The 19,138-nt window shown below is 74.1% G+C and carries 20 protein-coding genes and 1 pseudogene; 10 read left to right on the top strand and 11 right to left on the bottom strand.

Annotation, left to right across the window (positions count from 1 at the left end; translation table 11 throughout):
* Both ACW0Q9_RS17825 and ACW0Q9_RS17820 read right to left on the bottom strand, forming a co-directional pair.
* Positions 1–406: pseudogene (locus tag ACW0Q9_RS17825) on the bottom strand (hypothetical protein); the annotation flags it as partial.
* Between the two features lie 212 nt (positions 407–618).
* On the bottom strand, positions 619–1,359 hold the full coding sequence (locus tag ACW0Q9_RS17820) for a FadR/GntR family transcriptional regulator (protein WP_456182675.1): 741 nt from the start codon (positions 1,357–1,359) through the stop codon (positions 619–621).
* A gap of 173 nt (positions 1,360–1,532) precedes the next feature.
* Here ACW0Q9_RS17820 and ACW0Q9_RS17815 point away from each other — a divergent pair, with 173 nt between their 5' ends.
* The 8 genes from ACW0Q9_RS17815 (at position 1,533) to ACW0Q9_RS17780 (ending at position 9,213) form a co-directional block, all read left to right on the top strand.
* The gene (locus ACW0Q9_RS17815; RefSeq protein ID WP_456182673.1) at positions 1,533–2,786 is read left to right on the top strand and encodes an ABC transporter substrate-binding protein; all 1,254 of its coding nucleotides are present in this window, start codon (positions 1,533–1,535) and stop codon (positions 2,784–2,786) included.
* 74 nt (positions 2,787–2,860) lie between these two features.
* Complete coding sequence (locus ACW0Q9_RS17810; RefSeq protein WP_456182671.1) at positions 2,861–3,808, top strand: carbohydrate ABC transporter permease; 948 nt, start codon at positions 2,861–2,863, stop codon at positions 3,806–3,808.
* A complete protein-coding gene (locus tag ACW0Q9_RS17805) occupies positions 3,805–4,620 on the top strand; it encodes a carbohydrate ABC transporter permease (RefSeq protein ID WP_254339655.1) in 816 nt (271 codons plus the stop codon). Before ACW0Q9_RS17810 ends, ACW0Q9_RS17805 begins: the two co-directional genes overlap by 4 nt.
* A gap of 5 nt (positions 4,621–4,625) precedes the next feature.
* Positions 4,626–5,774 (top strand): galactonate dehydratase, encoded by a 1,149-nt coding sequence (dgoD, locus tag ACW0Q9_RS17800; protein WP_456182668.1) that lies wholly within the window; start codon positions 4,626–4,628, stop codon positions 5,772–5,774.
* Between the two features lie 2 nt (positions 5,775–5,776).
* Positions 5,777–6,400 (top strand): bifunctional 4-hydroxy-2-oxoglutarate aldolase/2-dehydro-3-deoxy-phosphogluconate aldolase, encoded by a 624-nt coding sequence (locus tag ACW0Q9_RS17795; RefSeq protein WP_456182666.1) that lies wholly within the window; start codon positions 5,777–5,779, stop codon positions 6,398–6,400.
* 37 nt (positions 6,401–6,437) lie between these two features.
* Positions 6,438–7,391, top strand: a complete 954-nt coding sequence (locus tag ACW0Q9_RS17790) for a sugar kinase (RefSeq protein WP_456182664.1) — start codon at positions 6,438–6,440, stop codon at positions 7,389–7,391.
* Positions 7,392–7,448: 57 nt separating this feature from the next.
* Positions 7,449–8,678 carry a D-mannonate dehydratase ManD gene (gene manD, locus ACW0Q9_RS17785; RefSeq protein ID WP_456182662.1) on the top strand — a complete coding sequence of 410 codons (1,230 nt, stop codon included), beginning with the start codon at positions 7,449–7,451 and terminating at the stop codon, positions 8,676–8,678.
* Entirely contained in the window at positions 8,668–9,213 is a 546-nt protein-coding gene (locus ACW0Q9_RS17780) for a gluconokinase (RefSeq protein WP_456182660.1), read from the top strand. The genes manD and ACW0Q9_RS17780 overlap by 11 nt, the downstream gene beginning before the upstream one ends.
* A 25-nt stretch (positions 9,214–9,238) precedes the next feature.
* On the opposite strand, the gene ACW0Q9_RS17775 is transcribed toward ACW0Q9_RS17780, so the two are convergent.
* On the bottom strand, positions 9,239–9,676 hold the full coding sequence (locus ACW0Q9_RS17775) for a YchJ family protein (RefSeq protein WP_456182658.1): 438 nt from the start codon (positions 9,674–9,676) through the stop codon (positions 9,239–9,241).
* A 21-nt stretch (positions 9,677–9,697) separates the two neighbouring features.
* Entirely contained in the window at positions 9,698–10,282 is a 585-nt protein-coding gene (locus ACW0Q9_RS17770; protein ID WP_456182656.1) for a histone H1, read from the bottom strand.
* Positions 10,283–10,519: 237 nt separating this feature from the next.
* Here ACW0Q9_RS17770 and ACW0Q9_RS17765 point away from each other — a divergent pair, with 237 nt between their 5' ends.
* Complete coding sequence (locus ACW0Q9_RS17765; RefSeq protein WP_456182654.1) at positions 10,520–11,137, top strand: DsbA family protein; 618 nt, start codon at positions 10,520–10,522, stop codon at positions 11,135–11,137.
* A gap of 69 nt (positions 11,138–11,206) precedes the next feature.
* Here ACW0Q9_RS17765 and ACW0Q9_RS17760 read toward each other — a convergent pair whose 3' ends face one another.
* Positions 11,207–12,682, bottom strand: a complete 1,476-nt coding sequence (locus tag ACW0Q9_RS17760; RefSeq protein WP_456182652.1) for a PhoX family protein — start codon at positions 12,680–12,682, stop codon at positions 11,207–11,209.
* A gap of 150 nt (positions 12,683–12,832) precedes the next feature.
* A complete protein-coding gene (locus ACW0Q9_RS17755; protein ID WP_456182650.1) occupies positions 12,833–13,609 on the bottom strand; it encodes an SGNH/GDSL hydrolase family protein in 777 nt (258 codons plus the stop codon).
* Between the two features lie 77 nt (positions 13,610–13,686).
* Here ACW0Q9_RS17755 and ACW0Q9_RS17750 point away from each other — a divergent pair, with 77 nt between their 5' ends.
* On the top strand, positions 13,687–14,685 hold the full coding sequence (locus tag ACW0Q9_RS17750; RefSeq protein WP_456182648.1) for a phosphotransferase: 999 nt from the start codon (positions 13,687–13,689) through the stop codon (positions 14,683–14,685).
* A gap of 4 nt (positions 14,686–14,689) precedes the next feature.
* Here the strand turns inward: ACW0Q9_RS17750 and ACW0Q9_RS17745 are convergent, their stop codons facing one another.
* The 5 genes from ACW0Q9_RS17745 to ACW0Q9_RS17725 form a co-directional block, all read right to left on the bottom strand.
* A complete protein-coding gene (locus ACW0Q9_RS17745; protein WP_456182646.1) occupies positions 14,690–15,802 on the bottom strand; it encodes a magnesium and cobalt transport protein CorA in 1,113 nt (370 codons plus the stop codon).
* Between the two features lie 74 nt (positions 15,803–15,876).
* Positions 15,877–16,545: a class F sortase gene (locus ACW0Q9_RS17740; RefSeq protein ID WP_456182644.1), complete on the bottom strand. Its 669-nt coding sequence runs from the start codon at positions 16,543–16,545 to the stop codon at positions 15,877–15,879.
* A gap of 67 nt (positions 16,546–16,612) precedes the next feature.
* Entirely contained in the window at positions 16,613–17,101 is a 489-nt protein-coding gene (locus ACW0Q9_RS17735) for a hypothetical protein (RefSeq protein ID WP_456182642.1), read from the bottom strand.
* Between the two features lie 365 nt (positions 17,102–17,466).
* Positions 17,467–18,135 carry a response regulator gene (locus ACW0Q9_RS17730; protein WP_456182640.1) on the bottom strand — a complete coding sequence of 223 codons (669 nt, stop codon included), beginning with the start codon at positions 18,133–18,135 and terminating at the stop codon, positions 17,467–17,469.
* Positions 18,132–18,956 (bottom strand): sensor histidine kinase, encoded by an 825-nt coding sequence (locus ACW0Q9_RS17725; RefSeq protein WP_456182638.1) that lies wholly within the window; start codon positions 18,954–18,956, stop codon positions 18,132–18,134. Before ACW0Q9_RS17725 ends, ACW0Q9_RS17730 begins: the two co-directional genes overlap by 4 nt.
* Between the last annotated feature and the right edge of the window lie 182 nt (positions 18,957–19,138).

Here is a 19,138-nt window from a genome sequence, read left to right as displayed (position 1 = left end):
GCACGGCCAGGGTCCGGCTGACGGTGGCCTCGAAGCCGCCGCCACGGCGCTGCCCGGGCGCCCGGAGGCCGCGCGCCTGCTCGTAGCCGACGGTGACGGTCTGCGCCCACCAGCCGGGCACCTCGTGCTCGGTGACCAGCCAGCGGGCGATCTCGGTGTGGGTCCGCGCGGTCGCGCCCCACGCGTCGAGCCGGGCGAACCACCCGTCCCAGTCGTGGCCGGTCCGCTCGCGCAGCAGCGCCGCGGAGATCCGATCCTGTTGGCCGCGCCCGGCGTCCGCAACGGGCGCGGGCGTCGGCTCGGCCGCGGCCTTGGCGAGCAGTTGGCGGCGGGCCGTCGTGTAGCTCTCGCCGGTGCGGGCCATCCGGGCGCGGACCCGGGACTTGAACGACTTGTGACTCGTCATCACGTGCTCCCTGTCGACGGCGCGGTCGCAGGGACTCACGCTCCCGGTCGACCCCGCCGTGGGCAGGTGGTGTGCCGGACGGCACCGCGTCCCGAGGGCTCGGGGCCCCCTCTGCCTCCGCGGAGCCGGTGGCGTGAGCACCGGGCTGGAGGTGGGGCGCGGGACTGCGCCGAGCACAGCGTACGCCGTGGACCGCCCGGAGTGGGGGAGGGTCAGCTCACCGGATCCGGCTCGGTCGTCTGCTCCCACATCGACTTCATCTCGTCGAACGCCTGCTCCATGATCTGCACCATGGCCCGGCGGGCCGCTTCGCCGTCGCGGCGCTGGAGCGCTGAGGCCACGTCGGCGTGCAGCTGCAGCGCCTGCTGGTCGGGGTGGTGCGGCATCAGGTGGTAGTGGTGCCGGCCGGTGAGCACCTCGGCGACCAGCTCCCGGAGCTTGCCGAACATCTCGTTGCCGGAAGCGGCGAGGACCCGCCGGTGGAACTCGATGTCCAGGCGCAGGAACCGGTCCTCGTCCCCGGCCTGCCCGGCCGCCCACATCTTCGCCGCGATCCCGACCAGGTCGCTGGCGTCGTCGGGGGAGATCCGGCCGGCGGCCAGCCAGGCGGCGTGCGGCTCGACCGCGGTCCGCAGCTCGGTGATCGAACGGAGCTGCGCCATCCGGCCGGCGGAGGCGAGCCGCCAGCGGATCACCTGCGGGTCGAAGACGTTCCACGACTCGGCGGGTCGGATCAGCACACCGACCCGGCGGCGCGTCTCGATGAGGCCCATCGACGCGAGCACCCGGAGGACCTCGCGGATCACCGACCGGGAGACCGCGTACCGGTCGACCAGCTCGTCGATGTTGAGCACGGAGCCGGCGGCCAGTTCGCCGCCACAGACGGCCGTGCCGAGTTCGTCGAGTACGCGGGCGTGCAGCCCGGTCTCGCCCCCGGAGGAGGAGTGATCCACGGGTCGGAGCATATCAGTTGGTGATCGACCCTTGAATAAATCCGCTTTTTCGGCCTAGCATCCCGTGGTTAAGCGGACGTTACAGCGTTGTGGCGCTCTTCCCCCGGGGCGGCGACCACGAGAAAAGGAGAGATGACGTGCGACGTCGATCGATATTCGGTACGTCTCTGGCCGTGGTCGCAGCCATGGGCCTGGCCGCCTGCGGCGGCGGTGGCGACGACAGCGGCGCGTCCAAGACGGTGCGCGTGACCCTGGCGAACCACGTATGGACCGAGAACATCAAGGCGGCCCTGCCCGAGTTCGAGAAGCAGACCGGGCTCAAGGTCGAGATCACCCAGCTCGGCGAGGACCAGCTCTCCGACCAGTACAACGTCAAGCTCAACGCCGGCTCGTCCGACCTGGACGTGATGATGTACCGGCCCCTCCAGGAGGGGAAGCTCTTCGCCAAGAACAAGTACCTGGCCGACCTCTCCGACCACGTCAAGTCCAGCAAGGACTGGGACTACTCCGACTTCCAGTCCGGCCCGGTCGAGGCCACCACGTACGAGGGCAAGGCGGTGGGCGTCCCGATCATTACCGAGCAGGAGGTCCTGTACTACCGCAAGGACCTGCTGGCCAAGGCCGGCCTGAGCGCCCCGCCGAAGACCCTCGACGAGCTGAAGGCCGCCGCCGCGAAGATCAAGGCGAGCGTTCCGGGCACCGCGGGCTTCGTCGCCCGGACCGGCAAGTCGCCGGCGGTCACCCAGTTCTCCAGCTTCCTCTACAGCTTCGGCGGCGACTTCGTCGACGGCAGCGGCAAGGCGACCGTCAACAGCGACGCCGCCAAGCAGGCGTACGCGTTCTACGGCGGACTCATCAAGGACTCCGGCCCGGCCAACGTCAGCACCGACATGAGCTGGCCCGAGGCGATGGCCATCTTCACCCAGGGCAAGGCCGCCTTCTACACCGAGGCCAACTCGCTCTACAAGAACGCCACCGACCCGGCCAAGTCCAAGGTGTCCGACACCGTCGGCTTCGCGCCGTTCCCGGCCGGCCCGGCCGGCTCCAAGCCGTACAACATCCCGTCGTGGGCGCTGGGCGTCAACGACGCCTCGAAGAACAAGAGCAACGCCTGGAAGTTCGTCGAGTGGGCCACCGGCAAGGCGCAGACCCTCGCTCAGCAGAAGGCCGGCGTGCCGAGCGCGCGTACCTCGGTCTGGGCCAACCCGGAGGGCACCGCGAACTACCCGAAGGACCTGGTCGAGGCCATCAACGCCAGCACCCAGGGCGGCGTCGCCCACGACCGGCCCGTGGTCGTGAAGGTGGGCCAGGCCCGCGAGATCGTCGGCCAGCCGATCGTCGACGCGATCACCGGCAAGGACCCGGCGGCCGCGGCCGACACCGCCAACGAGGCCTTCCAGAAGTTCCTGGACGACGAGGCCAAGTAGCACGCGCGCGGGTGGTGGGGCGGCTCGCCCCGCCACCCGCGTACCCCTGTCGGTCCGCCCACCCCGGAGATCTCATGGCAACCGTCACCAGCCCCAGCCGCGCGCCCGGTGGCGCCGGCGTCATGCCCGACACGCCCGGCTGGGCGCGCTGGGCCAACGACCACCGCAAGTGGCTGTTCGCCGCGCCGGCGATGGCCTTCGTCGCCGCCCTGATCGTGATCCCGCTGGGCTGGACCGCCTGGCTCAGCCTCACCGACGCCGAGGGATCCGTCCGCGCCGAGAGCGAGTTCGTGGGCTTCCAGAACTACCTCGACGTGCTGTCGGACACCGACCGGTTCTGGCCGGCGGTCGGCCGGACCGCCGGCTTCACCCTCGTGGCGCTGCTGTTCGAGGTGGTCCTGGGCATGGCCATCGCGCTGCTGCTGTGGCGGCCGTTCAAGGGCCAGAAGTGGGTCCGGGTCGCCATCCTCATGCCGCTGGTCGCCACCCCGGTCGCGGTCGGCATGATGTGGCGGCTCATCTTCGACCCGAACATCGGCCTGGCCAACCAGGTGCTCGGCTGGGTCGGCATCGGCCCGCAGCCGTGGCTCGCCGGCCAGCACTCCGCCCTGCCCACCACGATCTTCATCGACGTGTGGCAGTGGACGCCGATGGTGGTGCTGATCCTGCTCGCCGGGCTGAGCTCGCTGTCCGAGGAACCCCAGGAGGCGGCCCGGATCGACGGGGCCACCACCTGGCAGCGGTTCCGGCACGTCACCCTGCCGCTGCTGATGCCCACGGTGATCGTCGCGATCCTGCTGCGTGGCATCGACGCGCTGAAGACCTTCGACATCCTCTACGCCACCAAGGGCCGCGGCGGCGGCTCCTTCCACGAGGTGGAGACCCTGAACGTGTACGCCTACGGGCTGAGCTTCGACTACAACGAGTACGGCGTCTCGTCCACCGTCCTCATCCTCTTCTTCCTGATCATCATCGGGTCGATGTGGGCCCTGACCGCCCGGCGCAAGGAGGCCAAGCGATGAAGGCCGGTCCCGCGTACCGGGTGTTCCGGGTGGTGGCGCTCGTCGTCGTGGTGCTGTCGCTGGTCACGCCGCTGCTGTGGATGATCGCCGCGTCGTTCAAGACCAACGTCGACATCTACGACACGGGCAAGGCGCTGGTCTTCTCGCCCACCCTGGACAACTACGCGACGGTGCTCAAGCAGTCGCACTACGTCCAGTTCATCGGCAACAGCCTCTGGGTGGCGTTCGCCGCCACCGTGCTGTCGCTGCTGCTCGGCGTGCCGGCCGCCTACTCGATGAGCCGCTTCAACATGAAGAAGTCGGCCCTGGTGGTGCTGATGGCCCGGGTCATCCCCGGCGTCTCGCTGCTGGTGCCCTGGTACTACGTCTTCTCGAACCTGCAGCTGGTCGGCGGCTTCACGGTGCTGATCCTCAGCCACATGTTCGTCTCGCTGCCGCTGATCGTCTACATCATGATGGGCTTCTTCGACGGCCTGCCCGAGGAGCTGGAGGAGGCGGCGCTGGTCGACGGGCTCACCCACATCGGCGCGTTCCGCCGGATCACCCTGCCGCTGTCCGTGCCGGGCATCGCCACCGCCGGCATCCTGTCCTTCATCTTCTCCTGGAACAACTTCATGTTCGCCCTGGTCCTCTCGGGCGCGGACACCAAGACCCTGCCCGTGGCGATCTTCGACTTCGTCGGCTACGCCAGCATCGACTGGGGCGGCCTGATGGCCGCGGCCACCGTGGTCACCCTGCCGATCATGGTGATCGCCCTGTTCGTGCAGAAGTACGTGGTCTCCGGGCTCACCGCCGGCGCGACGAAGGGCTGAGCACCGTGACCACCATCGCGCGTATCGAGACCTTCCTGGTCGCCCCCCGCTGGCTCTTCGTCCGGGTGGAGACCGAATCAGGGATCGTCGGCTGGGGCGAGGCGACCTGCGAGGGGCGCTCCGAGACCGTCCGCGCCGCCGTCGACCAGCTCGCCGAACTGCTGGTCGGCCGGGACGCGCTGCGCATCGAGGACCACTGGCAGGTGCTCACCAAGGGGTCGTTCTACCGGGGCGGGCCGATCCTGGCCAGCGCCGTGGCCGGCCTCGACCAGGCGCTGTGGGACATCGCCGGCAAGCACTGGGGCGCGCCCGTCCACCAGCTGCTCGGCGGCCCGGTCCGGGACCGGATCCGGGTGTACGGCTGGGTCGGCGGCGACGAGCCCGGCGAGGTGCGCGACCAGATCAGCGCCGCCGTCGAGACGGGCCTGACCGCGGTCAAGATGAACGCCTCCGGTCGGATGAGCGCGGTGGCCTCGGTGGCCGAGCTCGACGGGGTGGTCCAGCGGGTGGCCGCCGCCCGCGAGGTGCTCGGTGACTACCGGGACGTCGCGGTCGACTTCCACGGCCGGTTCAGCCTGGCCAGCGCCCGCCGGGTCGCCCCGCTGCTGGAGCCCTACCGGCCGTTCTTCCTGGAGGAGCCGGTGGTGCCGGAGAACTCGCACCTGATCGGCGAGTTCGTCCGCTCCACCACCACGCCGGTGTCCACCGGGGAGCGGCTCTACAGCCGGCAGGAGTTCCTGCCCGTCCTCCAGGCCGGCATCGCGGTCGCCCAGCCGGACCTCTCGCACGCCGGTGGCATCACCGAGGTCCGCAAGATCGCCGCGCTGGCCGAGGTGTACGACGTCCAGCTCGCCCCGCACTGCCCGCTCGGCCCGATCGCCCTGGCGGCCTGCCTCCAGGTCGGCTTCGCCACGCCGAACTACCTGATCCAGGAGCAGAGCATCGGCATCCACTACAACCTCGGCGCCGAGGTGCTCGACTACTGCCTCGACAGGACGCCGCTGACCTTCGTGGACGGCTACGTCGAGCGGCTCACGGCGCCGGGCCTGGGCATCGAGATCGACGAGGCGGCGGTGCGCGCCGCCGACCGGCGCGGCCACGCCTGGCGCAGCCCCATGTGGCGGCACCGGGACGGCTCCTACGCGGAATGGTGACCATGACCCTCGACCTCACCGCCGAACTCGCCGCCACCCGCCTGCTGGCGGTCATCCGCGGCACCGATCCGGCCGCCGCCATCGCCACCGGCACCGCCCTGCTCGCCGAGGGCGTCCGCGTGGTCGAGGTGGCCCTGACCACGCCCGGCGCGCTCGACGCCATCGCCGCGATCCGGGCCGCCGCCCCGCCCGGCTCGCTGGTCGGCGCGGGCACCGTGCTCACCCCCGCCGACGTCGCCGACGTGGCCGCGGCCGGCGCGCAGTTCGTCGTCACCCCGGCCGTCGTCGACTCCGTCGGCGAGGCGGCCCGCCGCGGGCTGCCGGTGGCCGCCGGCGCGCTCACCCCGACCGAGGCGTACGCGGCGGTCCGGGCCGGAGCCGCCGTCGTGAAGCTCTTCCCGGCCTCGCTGGGCGGACCGGCGTACCTGAAGGCGCTGCGCGATCCGTTCCCGGGCATCCCGTTCGTCGCGGTCGGCGGGGTGGGGCTGGCCGAGCTGCCCGGATACCTCGCCGTCGGGGCGATCGCCGTCGGCGTCGGCGGCCCGCTGGTCGGCGACGCGGCCGCCGGCGGTGACCTCGACGCCCTGCGCGCCCGGGCCCGCGCCTACCTGGCCGCCGTCGCATGAGCGGCGTCGACCTGGACGCCCTCCGCGGGGCCGCCTCATGACCGGCGTCGACCTGCTCACCTTCGGCGAGGCGCTGGTGTCGCTGCGGTCGGCCGGGCCGCTCACGGCCGGCGGCGCGCTCACCCCGCACCTCGCCGGGGCGGAGGCCAACGTCGCGATCGGGCTCGCCCGGCTCGGCCACCGGGCGGCCTTCGCCGGCCGGGTCAGCGACGACGAGCTGGGCGGCTTCCTGCTGCGCCAGCTCCGCGCCGAGGGCGTGGACGTGACGCACGTGGTCCGCGACCCCGAGCGCCCCGCCGGGCTGATGTTCCTGGAACGGCGCACCGCCGACCTGACCCGGGTGCTCTACCAGCGGGCCGGCTCGGCCGGGTCGGCGCTGGGCGTCGACGACCTGCGGCCCGCCCTGGCGGCCGGCGCCCGGGTGCTGCACCTGACCGGGATCACCCCGGCGCTCTCCGACCGCGCCCGCGAGGCGACCGCGTGGGCGGCCGAGACCGCCGCCCGGGCCGGGACGCTGGTCTGCCTCGACGTCAACCACCGCGCGAAGCTCTGGTCCCGGGAGGCCGCGCGCGCCGTGCTCACCCCGCTGGCCGGGCACGCCTCGGTGGTGGTCGCCTCGGCCGACGAGCTGGACCTGGTCGGCGCGCCCGGCGCCGACGAGGAGACGCTGGTGGCGGGACTGCTGGCCCGGGGCGTGTCGACCGTGCTCGTGAAGCTCGGCGGCGACGGCGCCCGCGCGTACACCCGGGAGGGCCGCCGGGACGCGGCGGCGCTGCCCGTGACGGCCGTCGACACGGTCGGCGCGGGGGACGCCTTCACGGCCGGCTACCTCTCCGGACACCTGGACGGGCTCGACCTGGCCGGGCGGCTGCGCCGCGCGGTCACCCTCGGCGCCTTCGCCGTCGCCGGAACCGGCGACTGGGAGACCCTGCCCCGCCGGGACGAGCTGTCCCTCCTGGACTCCCGGCAACCCGGCGACACCCTGCGCTGACCCACCCCGAGAGCTGACGCACCCCGAGAGCTGACCCACCCCGAGAAAGGCACCCGCGTGAAGATCGTCGCAGCGGACGTGATCGTCTCCAGCCCCGACCGCAACTTCGTCACCCTGAAGATCACCACCGACGACGGGCTCACCGGCCTGGGCGACGGCACCCTCAACGGCCGGGAGCTGTCCGTCGCGTCCTACCTGGCCGACCACGTCGTCCCGCTGCTGATCGGGCGGGACCCGCACCGCATCGAGGACACCTGGCAGTTCCTGTACCGGTCGGCCTACTGGCGGCGCGGGCCGGTCACCATGGCCGCCATCGCCGCCGTCGACGTGGCGCTCTGGGACATCAAGGCCAAGGCCGCCGGAATGCCGCTCTACCAGCTCCTCGGCGGCGCGTCCCGGACCGGGATCATGGCGTACGGGCACGCCTCCGGCCGGGACCTGCCGGAGCTGTTCGACTCGATCCGCGCGCACCTGGAGCTGGGCTACCGGTCGATCCGGGTGCAGACCGCGGTGCCCGGCATCAACGCCGTCTACGGCGTCGCCACCCAGCCCAGCGTCGACGGCCGGCGGTACGACTACGAGCCCGCCCAACGCATCCCGCTGCCCGCCGAGGAGGACTGGGACACCCGCGCCTACCTGCGTCACCTGCCCGCCGTGTTCGAGGCGGTCCGCACCGAGTTCGGCCCCGAGCTGCCGCTGCTGCACGACGGCCACCACCGGATGACCCCGATCCAGGCGGCGCGGCTCGGCAAGGCGCTCGAACCGTACGACCTGTTCTGGCTGGAGGACTGCACCCCGGCGGAGAACCAGGAGGCGCTGCGGCTGGTCCGCCAGCACACCACCACCCCGCTGGCCATCGGCGAGGTCTTCAACACGGTGTGGGACTACCAGACGCTCATCCGGGAACAGCTGATCGACTACGTCCGGTCCGCCGTCACCCACACCGGCGGCATCACCGCGATGCGCAAGCTGCTCGACTACGCCGCCCAGTACCAGATCAAGTCCGGCATCCACGGCCCCACCGACATCTCGCCGGTCGGCATGGCCGCCGCGCTCCACCTGGACCTGGCCATCCACAACTTCGGCATCCAGGAGTACATGCAGCACGGCCCGCTCACCAACGAGGTGTTCCGGCAGTCGTTCACCTTCGTCGACGGGTACCTGCACCCGGGCGAGCAGCCCGGCCTCGGCGTGGAGCTGGACGAGGAGGCGGCGGCCCGGTTCCCGTACCAGCCCGCGTACCTGCCGTTCAACCGGCTGATGGACGGCACCGTCCATGACTGGTGAGCGGGGGGCCACCCGGCACGTCGTGGTGATGGGCGTGTCCGGGGCGGGCAAGACGACGGTGGCCCGGGGGATCAGCGAGCTCACGGGCCTGCGGTTCGCCGAGGCGGACGAGTTCCACTCGGCGGCCAACGTGGCCCGGATGCGGGCCGGCGTCCCGCTCGACGACGCGGACCGCTGGCCCTGGCTGCGCGCCCTGGCCGGGTGGATGGCGGACCGGCACGCCGAGGGGGTGTCCACCGTGCTGACCTGCTCGGCGCTGAAGCGCGCCTACCGGGACGTGCTGCGGCAGGGGTCGGCGGACGTGGAGTTCCTGCACCTGGACGGGGCGGCCGAGCTGATCCGGGACCGGTTGGACCGGCGGGTCGGGCACTACATGCCGGCGAGCCTGTTCGACTCGCAGCGCGCCATCCTGGAGCACCTGGGGCCGGACGAGTCCGGCGTGGTGCTGGAGGTGGCGGCGCCGCCGGACGAGCTGGTCCGGGCGGCGGTCGAGCGACTCGGCCTGCCGTTGCGCGCCGCGGTCGCGGGCCGGTGACGGGCGTCCGCCGGCCGGTGCGGGGTCACCCGCCGGCCGGCGGTCGGTCCGGTACGGCGTCCAGGTAGACCCAGCGGCCGTCCTCCCGGGCGAACCGGCTCCGCTCCGTCAGCGTGCCGGGCCGGCCGGCCTCGCGGTAGTGGGCGCGGAACGTGACGGTGCCCTCGGTGTCGAACAACCCGCCCCGGTCGGTGTCGAGCACCTCCAGCCGGGTCCACCGGGTGCCCGGGTCCAGCCGCAGCCGGGGCGGCCGGGTGGTGGAGTGCCAGCTGCGCAACAGGTAGTCGGCGTCGTCCAGGGCGAAGGCGCTGTAGCGGGAGCGCATCAGCGCCTCGGCGGTGGCCGCCGCCGACACGCCCCGGTGGATCGGGCCGCAGCAGTCCGGGTACGGCAGGCCGGAGCCGCAGGGACAGGGCCCGTCGGTCGGGTCGGCCGCGCTCCGGCCGGCACCTCGTTTCGCCACCCGGTCATTCTCGCCGACGGCTCACCGGGCGCTCGTCCGGGCCGTCCGCCGGCTGCCGAACGACTCCATGGTGGTCGCCTTCTTCGCCGGCGTACGGGTCGCGGCGACCCGTTGGGCCTTGGCGGCGCGGTCGGCGGCCTTCTTGACGGTGGCGGCGTGGGCCGTGCCCTTGGCGGCCGGGGCCTTCTTCGCCGTGGTCCGCGTGGCCGGGGCCTTCTTCACCGTCGACCTGGTGCCGGGCGCCTTCTTGGCCACGGTCTTCTTGGCGGGGGCCTTCTTCGCCGCGGCCTTCTTCGCGGGGGCCTTCTTGGCCGCGGCCTTGGCGGCGGGGGCCTTCTTCGCCGCCGTGGTGGCCTTCTTCGCGGCGACCGCCTTGGCGGTGGGCCGGCGGGTGGGTGTGGCGGTGGTGGCCGAGGTGGCCTTCTTCCGCGCCGCGCGCGCGGTGGTCGGGGTCGGCTTCCCGCCGGGGGTCTTGGCGGCGGTCGCCGCGGTCGCCCGCCGGGTGGCGGTCGCGACCTTCTTCGCCGCGGCCTTGTTCGGCATCGGCGCCTTGCGGGCCCCGGTGGCTTTCCTGGCGCTGCTCGGTCTGGTGGCCGCCTGGGCCATCGTGCCTCCTCGCGGTCCGCCGCGGCCCGAACGGGTGCGTCCGGCGACGTCGGGCCGGCCGGCCCGCGCGGCGCGCGTGTCTACCCACCGCGCCGGTGGTCAAACCCCGGCCGGTGACGACGCGGGCGGCGCGTGGATCGGCCCAGTGATCCGCGCGTGGATTGGCTCTGCTGATGGGCCACTTCCGGCCCTACCGTCGACTCGGAAACCGAACTCCGCGAAGGGACCGAGACGACGATGCCCACCGCCGACATGTGGTTCGACCCGCGCTGCCCGTGGGCCTGGAACGCCTCCCGCTGGCTGCTGGAGGTGGCGCGGGTCCGCGACGTGCCGATCCGCTTCCACGTGATGAGCCTGACCCTGCTCAACGAGGGGCGCGAGGACCTGGAGGAGTGGTACCGCGAGTGGCTGAAGCCGGGCCTGGGCCCGGTCCGGGTCTGCACGGCCGCCGCACAGAAGTACGGCCCGGAGGTGCTCGGGGACCTCTACACCGCGCTCGGCGAGCGGATCCACCACGAGCGCGCCCCGATCGGCCGGGAGTTGTACGTGGCGGCGCTGACCGAGGCCGGGCTCGCCGCCGACCTGGCCGACGCCGCCGACGTCACCGACCACGACGAGGCCCTGCTGGCCAGCCACCGGGCCGGCCTGGCCCCGGTCGGCGAGGACCTCGGCACGCCGACCATCCACGTCACCGACGCCGACGGGCGGATGCACGCGTTCTTCGGGCCGGTGGTGGCGCCGATCCCGCGCGGCGAGGACGCCGGCCGGCTCTGGGACGGGGTGCTGCTGGTCTCCGGCACCGACGGGTTCTTCGAGCTGAAGCGGGCGCGTACCCGCCGGCCGATCGAGCACTGAGCCGGGCCCGCCCGGATCGTCCGACGCGGCCGCGGCGGGTGGGGTGCCCCACCCGCCGCGGCCGGTGTCTCAGACCCCGATCCGGGACCAGTCACCCCAGATCGCGAACGTCATACCCCGGCTCGCCTGGATGTTGACGAACAGGGTGTGCCCGTCCGGGCTGAAGGTGGAGCCGGCGAACTCGTCGTTGGACCGGTCCGCTCCGGTGCTGCTGACCAACCGGTTCAGGGCGATGTCGAACAACTCGCCGCGCGGGGTGAGCCCGCGCACGTAGTTGTCGTTCACGTTGTCCTCGCAGACCACAAGCGTGCCGCGCGGGCTGGTGGTCACGTTGTCCGGGAAGTCCAGCACATCGGGCCCGGGCGACTCGTACACCAGCCGCAGCACCTGCGCCCGGCAGTCGTACGCCCACACCTGGCCGTGCCCGTTGCCGTAGCCGTCGGCGATCGGGCCCGTCGACGTCTCCGCCGGGCCACCACCCTGGGTGGCGGTGAAGTAGACGACGCCGTCGTCGTACGCCGACCCCTCCAGTCGGGAGAAGTAGGCGGCGCCCCGCTCCCAGCCCTGCCGGGAGACGTGCGTCAGCGCCTGGTCGTTCGTCGTCGGCGCGACCTGGCCGGGGGTGTACGGGAACCGTGGCGCCGGGTCGTCGATGTCCACCCACTGCACCGGGTACGTCGCGTGGCGCCGCTGTGCCGCGGCGAGGTCCAGATTGCGCCGGCCGCGCACCGCGAGCATCTGCAGCCGGCCCCCGTCGGTCAGCCGGCCGCACGTCATCGGGTCCGCCGGGGGCGTGTACCGGTAGAAGCCGGACGGGTAGCCGAAGTTGTCCTCGGTCAGGTACAGGTGCCCGCCGCGCGGGTCGTAGGCCACCGACTCGTGCGCGAACCGGCCGGCGGCGGTGATCGGCGCCCGGTCCGACTGGCCGTCCGCGGGCACCTCGTAGATGAAGCCGTGCGGCTGGGTGAGCGGCACGTTCGAGGTGCCGGTGAAGTCCGGACCGACGTCCGGCCCGTTGACCGTCTCCTCGCAGGTGATCCAGCTGCCCCAGGGCATCCGGCCGCCGGAGCAGTTCATCATGGTGCCGTTGAGGCTGGTCCACGAGCGCCGTACCTCGCCGTGGCGGGTGACCTCGATGGTGGTGGTGCCGCCCTGCGCCATCGGGTCGTACGCCGCGGCGGCATCGCCGAAGGCAGGGCCGGGGTTGTTCACCTCGTGGTTCCGGACCAGCCGGACGGTGCCGTCCGGCCCGCGGAAGGCGCCCATGCCGTCGTGCCGGCCCGGCAGCCGCGTGCCGTCGTCCAGCGTCACGGGGAACTCGGTGTCGTGGAACGAGCGGTACTGGAAGCCGCCGGGCAGGTGGAGGCGGACCTTGCCGTCGCGCAGGTCCGGCACCGGCCCCAGGGTCGGGCCGGGTGCCGGACGCCGGCCGACCGCACCGGCCTCGCCGCGCGCCACGAACCCGATGAACGGGCCGCCGAGGACGGTGCCGCCGGCCGCGGCGGCGGCGCCGCGCAGCAGGGTGCGCCGGTTGAGATCAGGCATCGGGGGACTCCTTTGTCGCCAGGTCCCCGTCCATCCAGGCCGGGGACCGATCCTCCGAGTGATCCTCGTCACCTGTTCGTCGCAGGGCAAGCCTTCGGCACGGTCGGCCGGGCCCGGCCCAGGACCGCAGCCTCTGGGTGGTCGGGCTGCTCAGGCCGCCGGCAGCTCCACCGGCAGCGGCACCGGCCGCTTCGCCACCCGGTCGTCGCCGGAGGACCGCCCCCGCAGGTGCCGGCCCAGCCAGGGCAGCAGGTGCCGGCGGGTCCAGGCCAGCTCGGCGCGGACCGCCTCGTGCCGGGGGCGACGGATGGCCGGTGGCAGGGGATGCGACCACGAGTCGTCGTAGCCCGGCAGGCCGGCGGTGTGCGCGAGCGCCGCGGCGATCCGCTGGTGCCCGGCGGTGTTGGCGTGCAGCCGGTCGTCGCTCCACAGTCGCGGGTCCGAGGCCACCGGGTGCGCGCCCAGGTCGAGCAGGGTGGCCCCGGTCTCGGCGGTGGCCGCGCGGACCGCCGCGTTGAGCGCCAGCACCCGGCCGCGCAGCGGGCGGGCCAGCGGCATGACCGGCGCCGGGTCGGGCAGCGTGAAGGTGAGCACGGTGGCGCCCTGGCCGACCAGCGCCCGCTGCATCGCGCGCACGTCCTCAACCACCCGGTCGGCGTCGAACGACGGCCGCAGCACGTCGTTCATGCCGGCCACCACGGTCGCCAGGTCGGGGGCCAGCTCCAGCGCGACCGGCAGCTGCTCGCTCCGGATCCGCGCGGTGGTGCGGCCGCGGATGGCGAGGTTGGCGTACTCCAGGCCGCCCTGGGCGCGGGCCACCGCGAGGGCGAACCGGTCGGCCCAGCCCCGGTAGCCGCCCGCCTCGTCCGGGTCGTCCAGCCCCTCGGTGGTGCTGTCGCCGATCGCCACGTACCGCCGCCACATCATGCCCGCCAGCCTACGGAGCCCGCCCGGCGGTTTCGGGACAGCGTCCGCACGGCACGACCGCTAGCGTGGTGCGGGACATGAGCCCGACCCAACGCCGACTCGACCCGGACCAGGTCCGGCGCTACGTGGCCGCGTCGCTCGGCCCCGCGCCCGCGGTGAGCGGCTGCGGCGAGCTGAGCGGCGGCGGGTTCGCCGCCGTCTGGTGGGTGACCCTCGACGACGGGCGGGCCGTGGTGCTCAAGGTGGGGCCGCCGCCGCACGTGCCGCTGCTGCGCTACGAGCGCGACATGATCGGGGCGGAGGCCCGCTACCTGCGGCTGGTCGCCGCGCGGGCGCCCGCGGTGCCGGTGCCGCCGCTGCTGCACCACGGCCGCGACCCGGTGCTCGGCGACTGGCTGCTCACCGGCCTGCTGCCCGGCCGCACCCTCTGGGACCTGACCCAGGCCGGCGCCGAGGTGGGCCCGGTACGGGCCGAGTTCGGCCGGGCGCTGGCGGCGCTGCACGGCGTCACCGGCGACCGCTACGGCTACGACGGCGACCGGACCGGCGCGCCCACCTGGCGCGGGGCGTACACGGCCATGGTGGACGAGCTGCTCGCCGACGCGGCGGACTGGGCGGTGCCGCTGCCCGTGCCGGCGGCCCGCATCCGCGAGCTGGTCGACCGGCACGCGCACGTCCTCGACGCGGTACGCCGCCCGGCGCTGCTGCACTTCGACGGGTGGGCCGGCAACGTCCTCGCACTCGACGGCCCCGACGGGACGCTCCGGCTCAGCGGGCTGGTCGACGGCGAGCGCCACCTCTGGGGCGACCCGCTGCTGGACCTGGTGTCGCCGCTGCTGTTCCGGCGCGCCGAGGACGAGCCGGACGACCCCCTCGTGCGGGCCTACCGGGCGGCCGCGCCGTTCCCGCTGGACGCCGGGGCGCGCCGCCGGCTCGGGCTCTACCGGCTGCACCTCTACCTGCTGATGACCGTGGAGATGCCCAGCCGGGGCATCACCGCCGAGTCGGACCCGTGGCGGGTGGCCCGCCTCGCCGAGCTGCTCGACGCCGAACTGTCCGACCTGGACGGGCCCTGACCGGTCAGAGCCAGCCGGAGCGCCGGAACAGCCGGTGCAGGGTGACCGCGGCCGTCGCCATCAGCAGCAGCGCGCCCGCGTAGCCGTACCGCCAGCCCAGCTCCGGCATGTGCGCGAAGTTCATCCCGTAGATGCCGGCCACCGCGGTCTGGGTCGCGGCGATCGCCGCCCAGGCCGCGATCTTGCGCATGTCGTTGTTCTGCTCGACGGCGAGCTGCGCCAGCCGGGACTGGAGGATCGAGTTGAGCAGCTCGTCGTACGAGCCGATCCGGTCCACCGCCCGGGTGAGCCGGCTCTCCACGTCGACGAACCAGCGGTGCAACGCCGGCGGGGGGCCCTCGCCCCGCTGCTCCAGCAGCGCGCGCAGCGGCGCCTGCAACGGCAGCACCGCCCGCTTGAACTCCACCACCTCCCGCTTGAGCTGGTAGATGTGCTGGATGTCGGCGTCCCGGTCGCGCGCGAAGACGCTCTCCTCGACCCGTTCCAGGTCCCGCTCCAGGTGCCCGGCGACCTCCAGGTAGAGGTCGACCATGCGGGCGCAGACCGCGTACGCCACCGCCCACGGCCCCTCGGCCAGCACCCCGGGCCGGCGCTGCACGTCCTCCCGCACCGGGGTCAGCGCGCCCGTCGCGCCGTGCCGGACGGTGAGCGCGAACCGGTCGCCGAGGAACACCATCACGTCCCCGGTGTCGATCACCTCGGAGGTGGCGGTCAGCTCGCCGTGCTCCACATAGCCCGCCGTGCGCAGCACCAGCAGCGTCACGTCGCCGTGCCGCTGAACAGTGGGGCGGTGCCCGTCGGCGAGGGCCTGCGCCACCAGCAGCTCGTCCAACCCGAAGGTCCGCCCGACCGCGGCCATCACCGCGGCGCCCGGCTCGTGCAGTCCGAGCCAGACGAACCCCTTTCGGACGCGGCGGGCCCGGTCGTACGCCTCGGCGTAGTGCGGCCGGCCCGGCTCCCGCCGGCCGGCCACGTAGACCGCGCAGTCCACCACCGCGTCGGGATTGGCCCGGCGCGGTGTCGGCCCGGCCGCCTCGTCGACGCGCCCGAGCAGGCGGGCGACGAGGCCGGGCAGCAGCCGCCCGCCCCACCGGGTCCGTACCGCCGACCGGTCCACCACGCACCTCCGCCGCCGAGGGACTGACGGCCTACCGTACGGCCTGGCGGTGACGCGGGACTGTCCGGCCCGCGTCAGCGGGCGGCGGTGGCGAAGACCACGATGTTGTCCGGGTAGCTGCCGGTGCGCGGGTCGAACCGGCCGCCGCAGGTGATCAGCCGGAGCCGGGCCTCGGCGCCGCCGCCGTACACCCGCTCGGTGGGGAAGCGCTCCTTCGGGTACGCCCCGACGCCGTCCACGGTGAACACCGCGACCCGGCCGTCGGCCCGGGTGACCTCGACGGTGTCGCCGGGGCGCAGCCGGCCGAGGTCGAAGAAGACCGCCGGGCCGCGCAGCGAGTCGACGTGCCCCACCAGCACGGCGTTGCCGGCCTCGCCCGGGGTGGGGCCGCGGCGGTACCAGCCGGCGATCTCCGGATGGTCCAGCGGCGGCACCTCCAGGGCGCCGTTGGGGTCGGTGGCGACCGGGACGATGTCGGCGTCGACGCCGATGCGGGGGATGGCGACGCGGACCGGCTCCGAGCGGGGGAGCACCGGGCCGGGCGAGCCGGAGCGCTCGGCGGTCGGCGCGGCCGAGGCGCCCGGCTGGGGCGGCGGTGTCGAGGTGGTGCCCAGGCCGGCGGCGACCAGCCCGGCCCCGGTGGCGCCGGCGAGGGTGACCGCGGCGACGATGGCGACGGTGCGGGCTCTCGACGGCCCGTCCGTCCGGTGGCGCGGCGACGACAGGGTCCCACCTCCGTCCATCGGGGACGCGGGGCCCGCGCCGGTCGCACCGGCGCGGGCACCCGCTCAGGGATGGTGTGACGGTCCGTCAGGCGACGGTGGTCGCGCGCCGGCGACGGCGCACCAGCACGTACGTGCCGCCGGCGACCGCCGCGGCGGCCAACGCGCCGCCCGCGACCAGCACGCCGGTGTCTCCGTCCCGGCCGCCGGCCCCGGCCTGCGCCCCGCCGATCGGGGTGACCGTGAAGCTGGCCGTGCCGCCGCTGGTGCCGTCGCCGCAGGTGGTGGTCACCGTGTACGTGCCCAGGGTGAACCCGGCGGTGAAGAGCTCGGCGCTCAGGCCGCCGCCCGCCGCCGCGGTGGTGGATCTGACGTTCTGGTCCCGGTTCGGACCGGTGACGCGGAAGAGCGCGTCACCCGCCTTCGGGTTGCACGACGTCGTGGTGAGCACGACGGTCCCGCCGACCGGTGTGGTGGCCGGCGAGACGGTGGTCTGCGCGAGGGCGGCGGCCGGGAGCAGCAGTGTGCCGAGGCCCACGCCGACCGCCGCCGATCCGAGAACTGTCTTTGCCTTCATCCGCGTCTTCCCTCACTTTTCGTCCGCTGTCTGCGTGGGACGCCGTTCGGGTGGCCAACTCCGTGACTAGCACCGGTGTGGCCAACACTAGGAGGGTTGCGGCGGTCACTCGGCGTAATTGAGAAATCTTCGCTGCCGTCACGTGTTCCCGATCGCGCCCGGGTGCGACGGACATGCCCGCCCAGCGCGGGCAGCCGGACCGGGCCACTCGTCCCCTCCGGCGCCGGCCGGTCCGGTCCGGACGGTCGCGACACGTCTGTCCGGTTCGGGCCCGCCGCGTCGGGTCCGACCGGTTCGCCCGGCCGGACCAGAATTGGGGTGGGAGGGCTCCTGACAGGCGCTCCGGGGTCGCTCGTCCGCGTGGGTCAGCGGGCCGGCGGTTCGGGGCGGACCAGGCCGACGTCGTAGGCGAAGACCACCGCCTGGATCCGGTCGCGCAGGCCGAGTTTGCTGAGCACGGCGGAAACGTGGGTCTTCACCGTGGCGGTGCTCAGGAACAGCCGCTCGGCGATCTCCGCATTGGACAGTGCCCGCGCGGCGAGCGTCAGCACCTCCACCTCGCGGGCGGTGAGCGCGGCGAGTCGCCCCTGGTCGGCGGGGGCGCCGGGCAGCCGGTCGGCGAAGCGGTCGAGCAGCCGGCGGGTCACCGTCGGCGCCAGCAGCGCCTCGCCGCGGGCCACCACCCGCACCGCCTCGGCCAGGTCGGCCGGGCGGGTGTCCTTGAGCAGGAAGGCGCTGGCCCCGGCGCGCAGCGCCGCGTACACGTGCTCGTCGAGGTCGAAGGTGGTGAGCATGACCACCCGCGCCGGGTTGCCGCCGGACACCAGCTCCCGGGTGGCGGCGATGCCGTCCTGCCGCGGCATCCGCACGTCCATGAGCACCACGTCCGGGCGGGTCCGGTTCACCACCGCCACCGCCTCGACCCCGTCGGCGGCCTCGCCGACCACGGTCAGGTCCGGCCGGGCGTCGATGATCATCGCCAGCCCCGCGCGGATCAGGTCCTGGTCGTCGGCGATCACCACCCGGACACTCACCGGACCACCGCCACCGGTAGCCGGGCCTCGACGCGGAACCCGCCGGCGGGCAGCGGACCGGCCTCCAGTGTGCCGCCCAGGAGGCGGGCGCGCTCGCGCATCCCGACGATGCCCCGGCCCGCGCCGGTGCCGGGCCGGCGCGGCGGCGCCGTGCCGTCGTTCACCACCGCCAGGCGCAGCATCCCGTCGCCGTAGCGGACGCTCACGTCGGCCCGGCTCGCATGGCTGTGCCGCAACGCGTTGGTCAGCGACTCCTGCACGATCCGGTACGCCGACAGCTGCACCCCGCCGGGCAGGTCCTCGGCGCCGGCGTCCCGGTCCACCGTCACCACGAGGCCCACCGCCCGGACGGCGTCGGCGAGGGCGTCGAGCTGCGCCAGCCCGGGCTGCGGCCCGTCCGGGTCCGCGCCGTCGTCCGTGGCCAGCGCGTGCAGCATCGCCCGCAGCTCGGTGAGCGCGGACCGGGCCGCCACGTTGATCGCGCCGAGCGCGGCGCGGGCCCGCTCCGGACGCGCGTCGAAGACGTCCTCGGCGGCGGCCGCCTGCACGGCGATGACCGCCACATGGTGGGCCACCACGTCGTGCAGCTCCCGGGAGATCCGCTCCCGCTCCCGGGCGAGCACCTGCCGCTGCCGGTCGCGGAGGCGGTGGGCGTGCCCCCGTTGCAGCTCGCCGAGGGCCCAGCCGAGACCCAGCGCGGTCACCGCGAACAGCAGGTCCCGCCAACCGCCGGTGACCAGCTCCCACGGCGTCGGGAGGAGCAGCAGCCCCAGCGCCACCAGCGAAAACCGGGGCGGGCGCAGCCGGGCGACGTACGCCATCGGCACGGTGACCAGGCCGAGCCAGCAGCAGGATTCGGGACCGGCGGTTCACGTCCCGGATGCTAGGCCGCGCACCCACCCGGATTCATCGGTCGCCAGACGGAGATCCGGGCCGGGCCTGGTCCTCGGGACGGAGCGCCGAACCGGTCCGCGGCGCGATCCGCGGACCCCCGACGCGGGCC

It is taken from the genome of Micromonospora sp. I033 (genome assembly GCF_053890995.1).
Note: the sequence above shows the minus strand (reverse complement) of the source record. Positions and strands in the feature narration are given on the sequence as shown.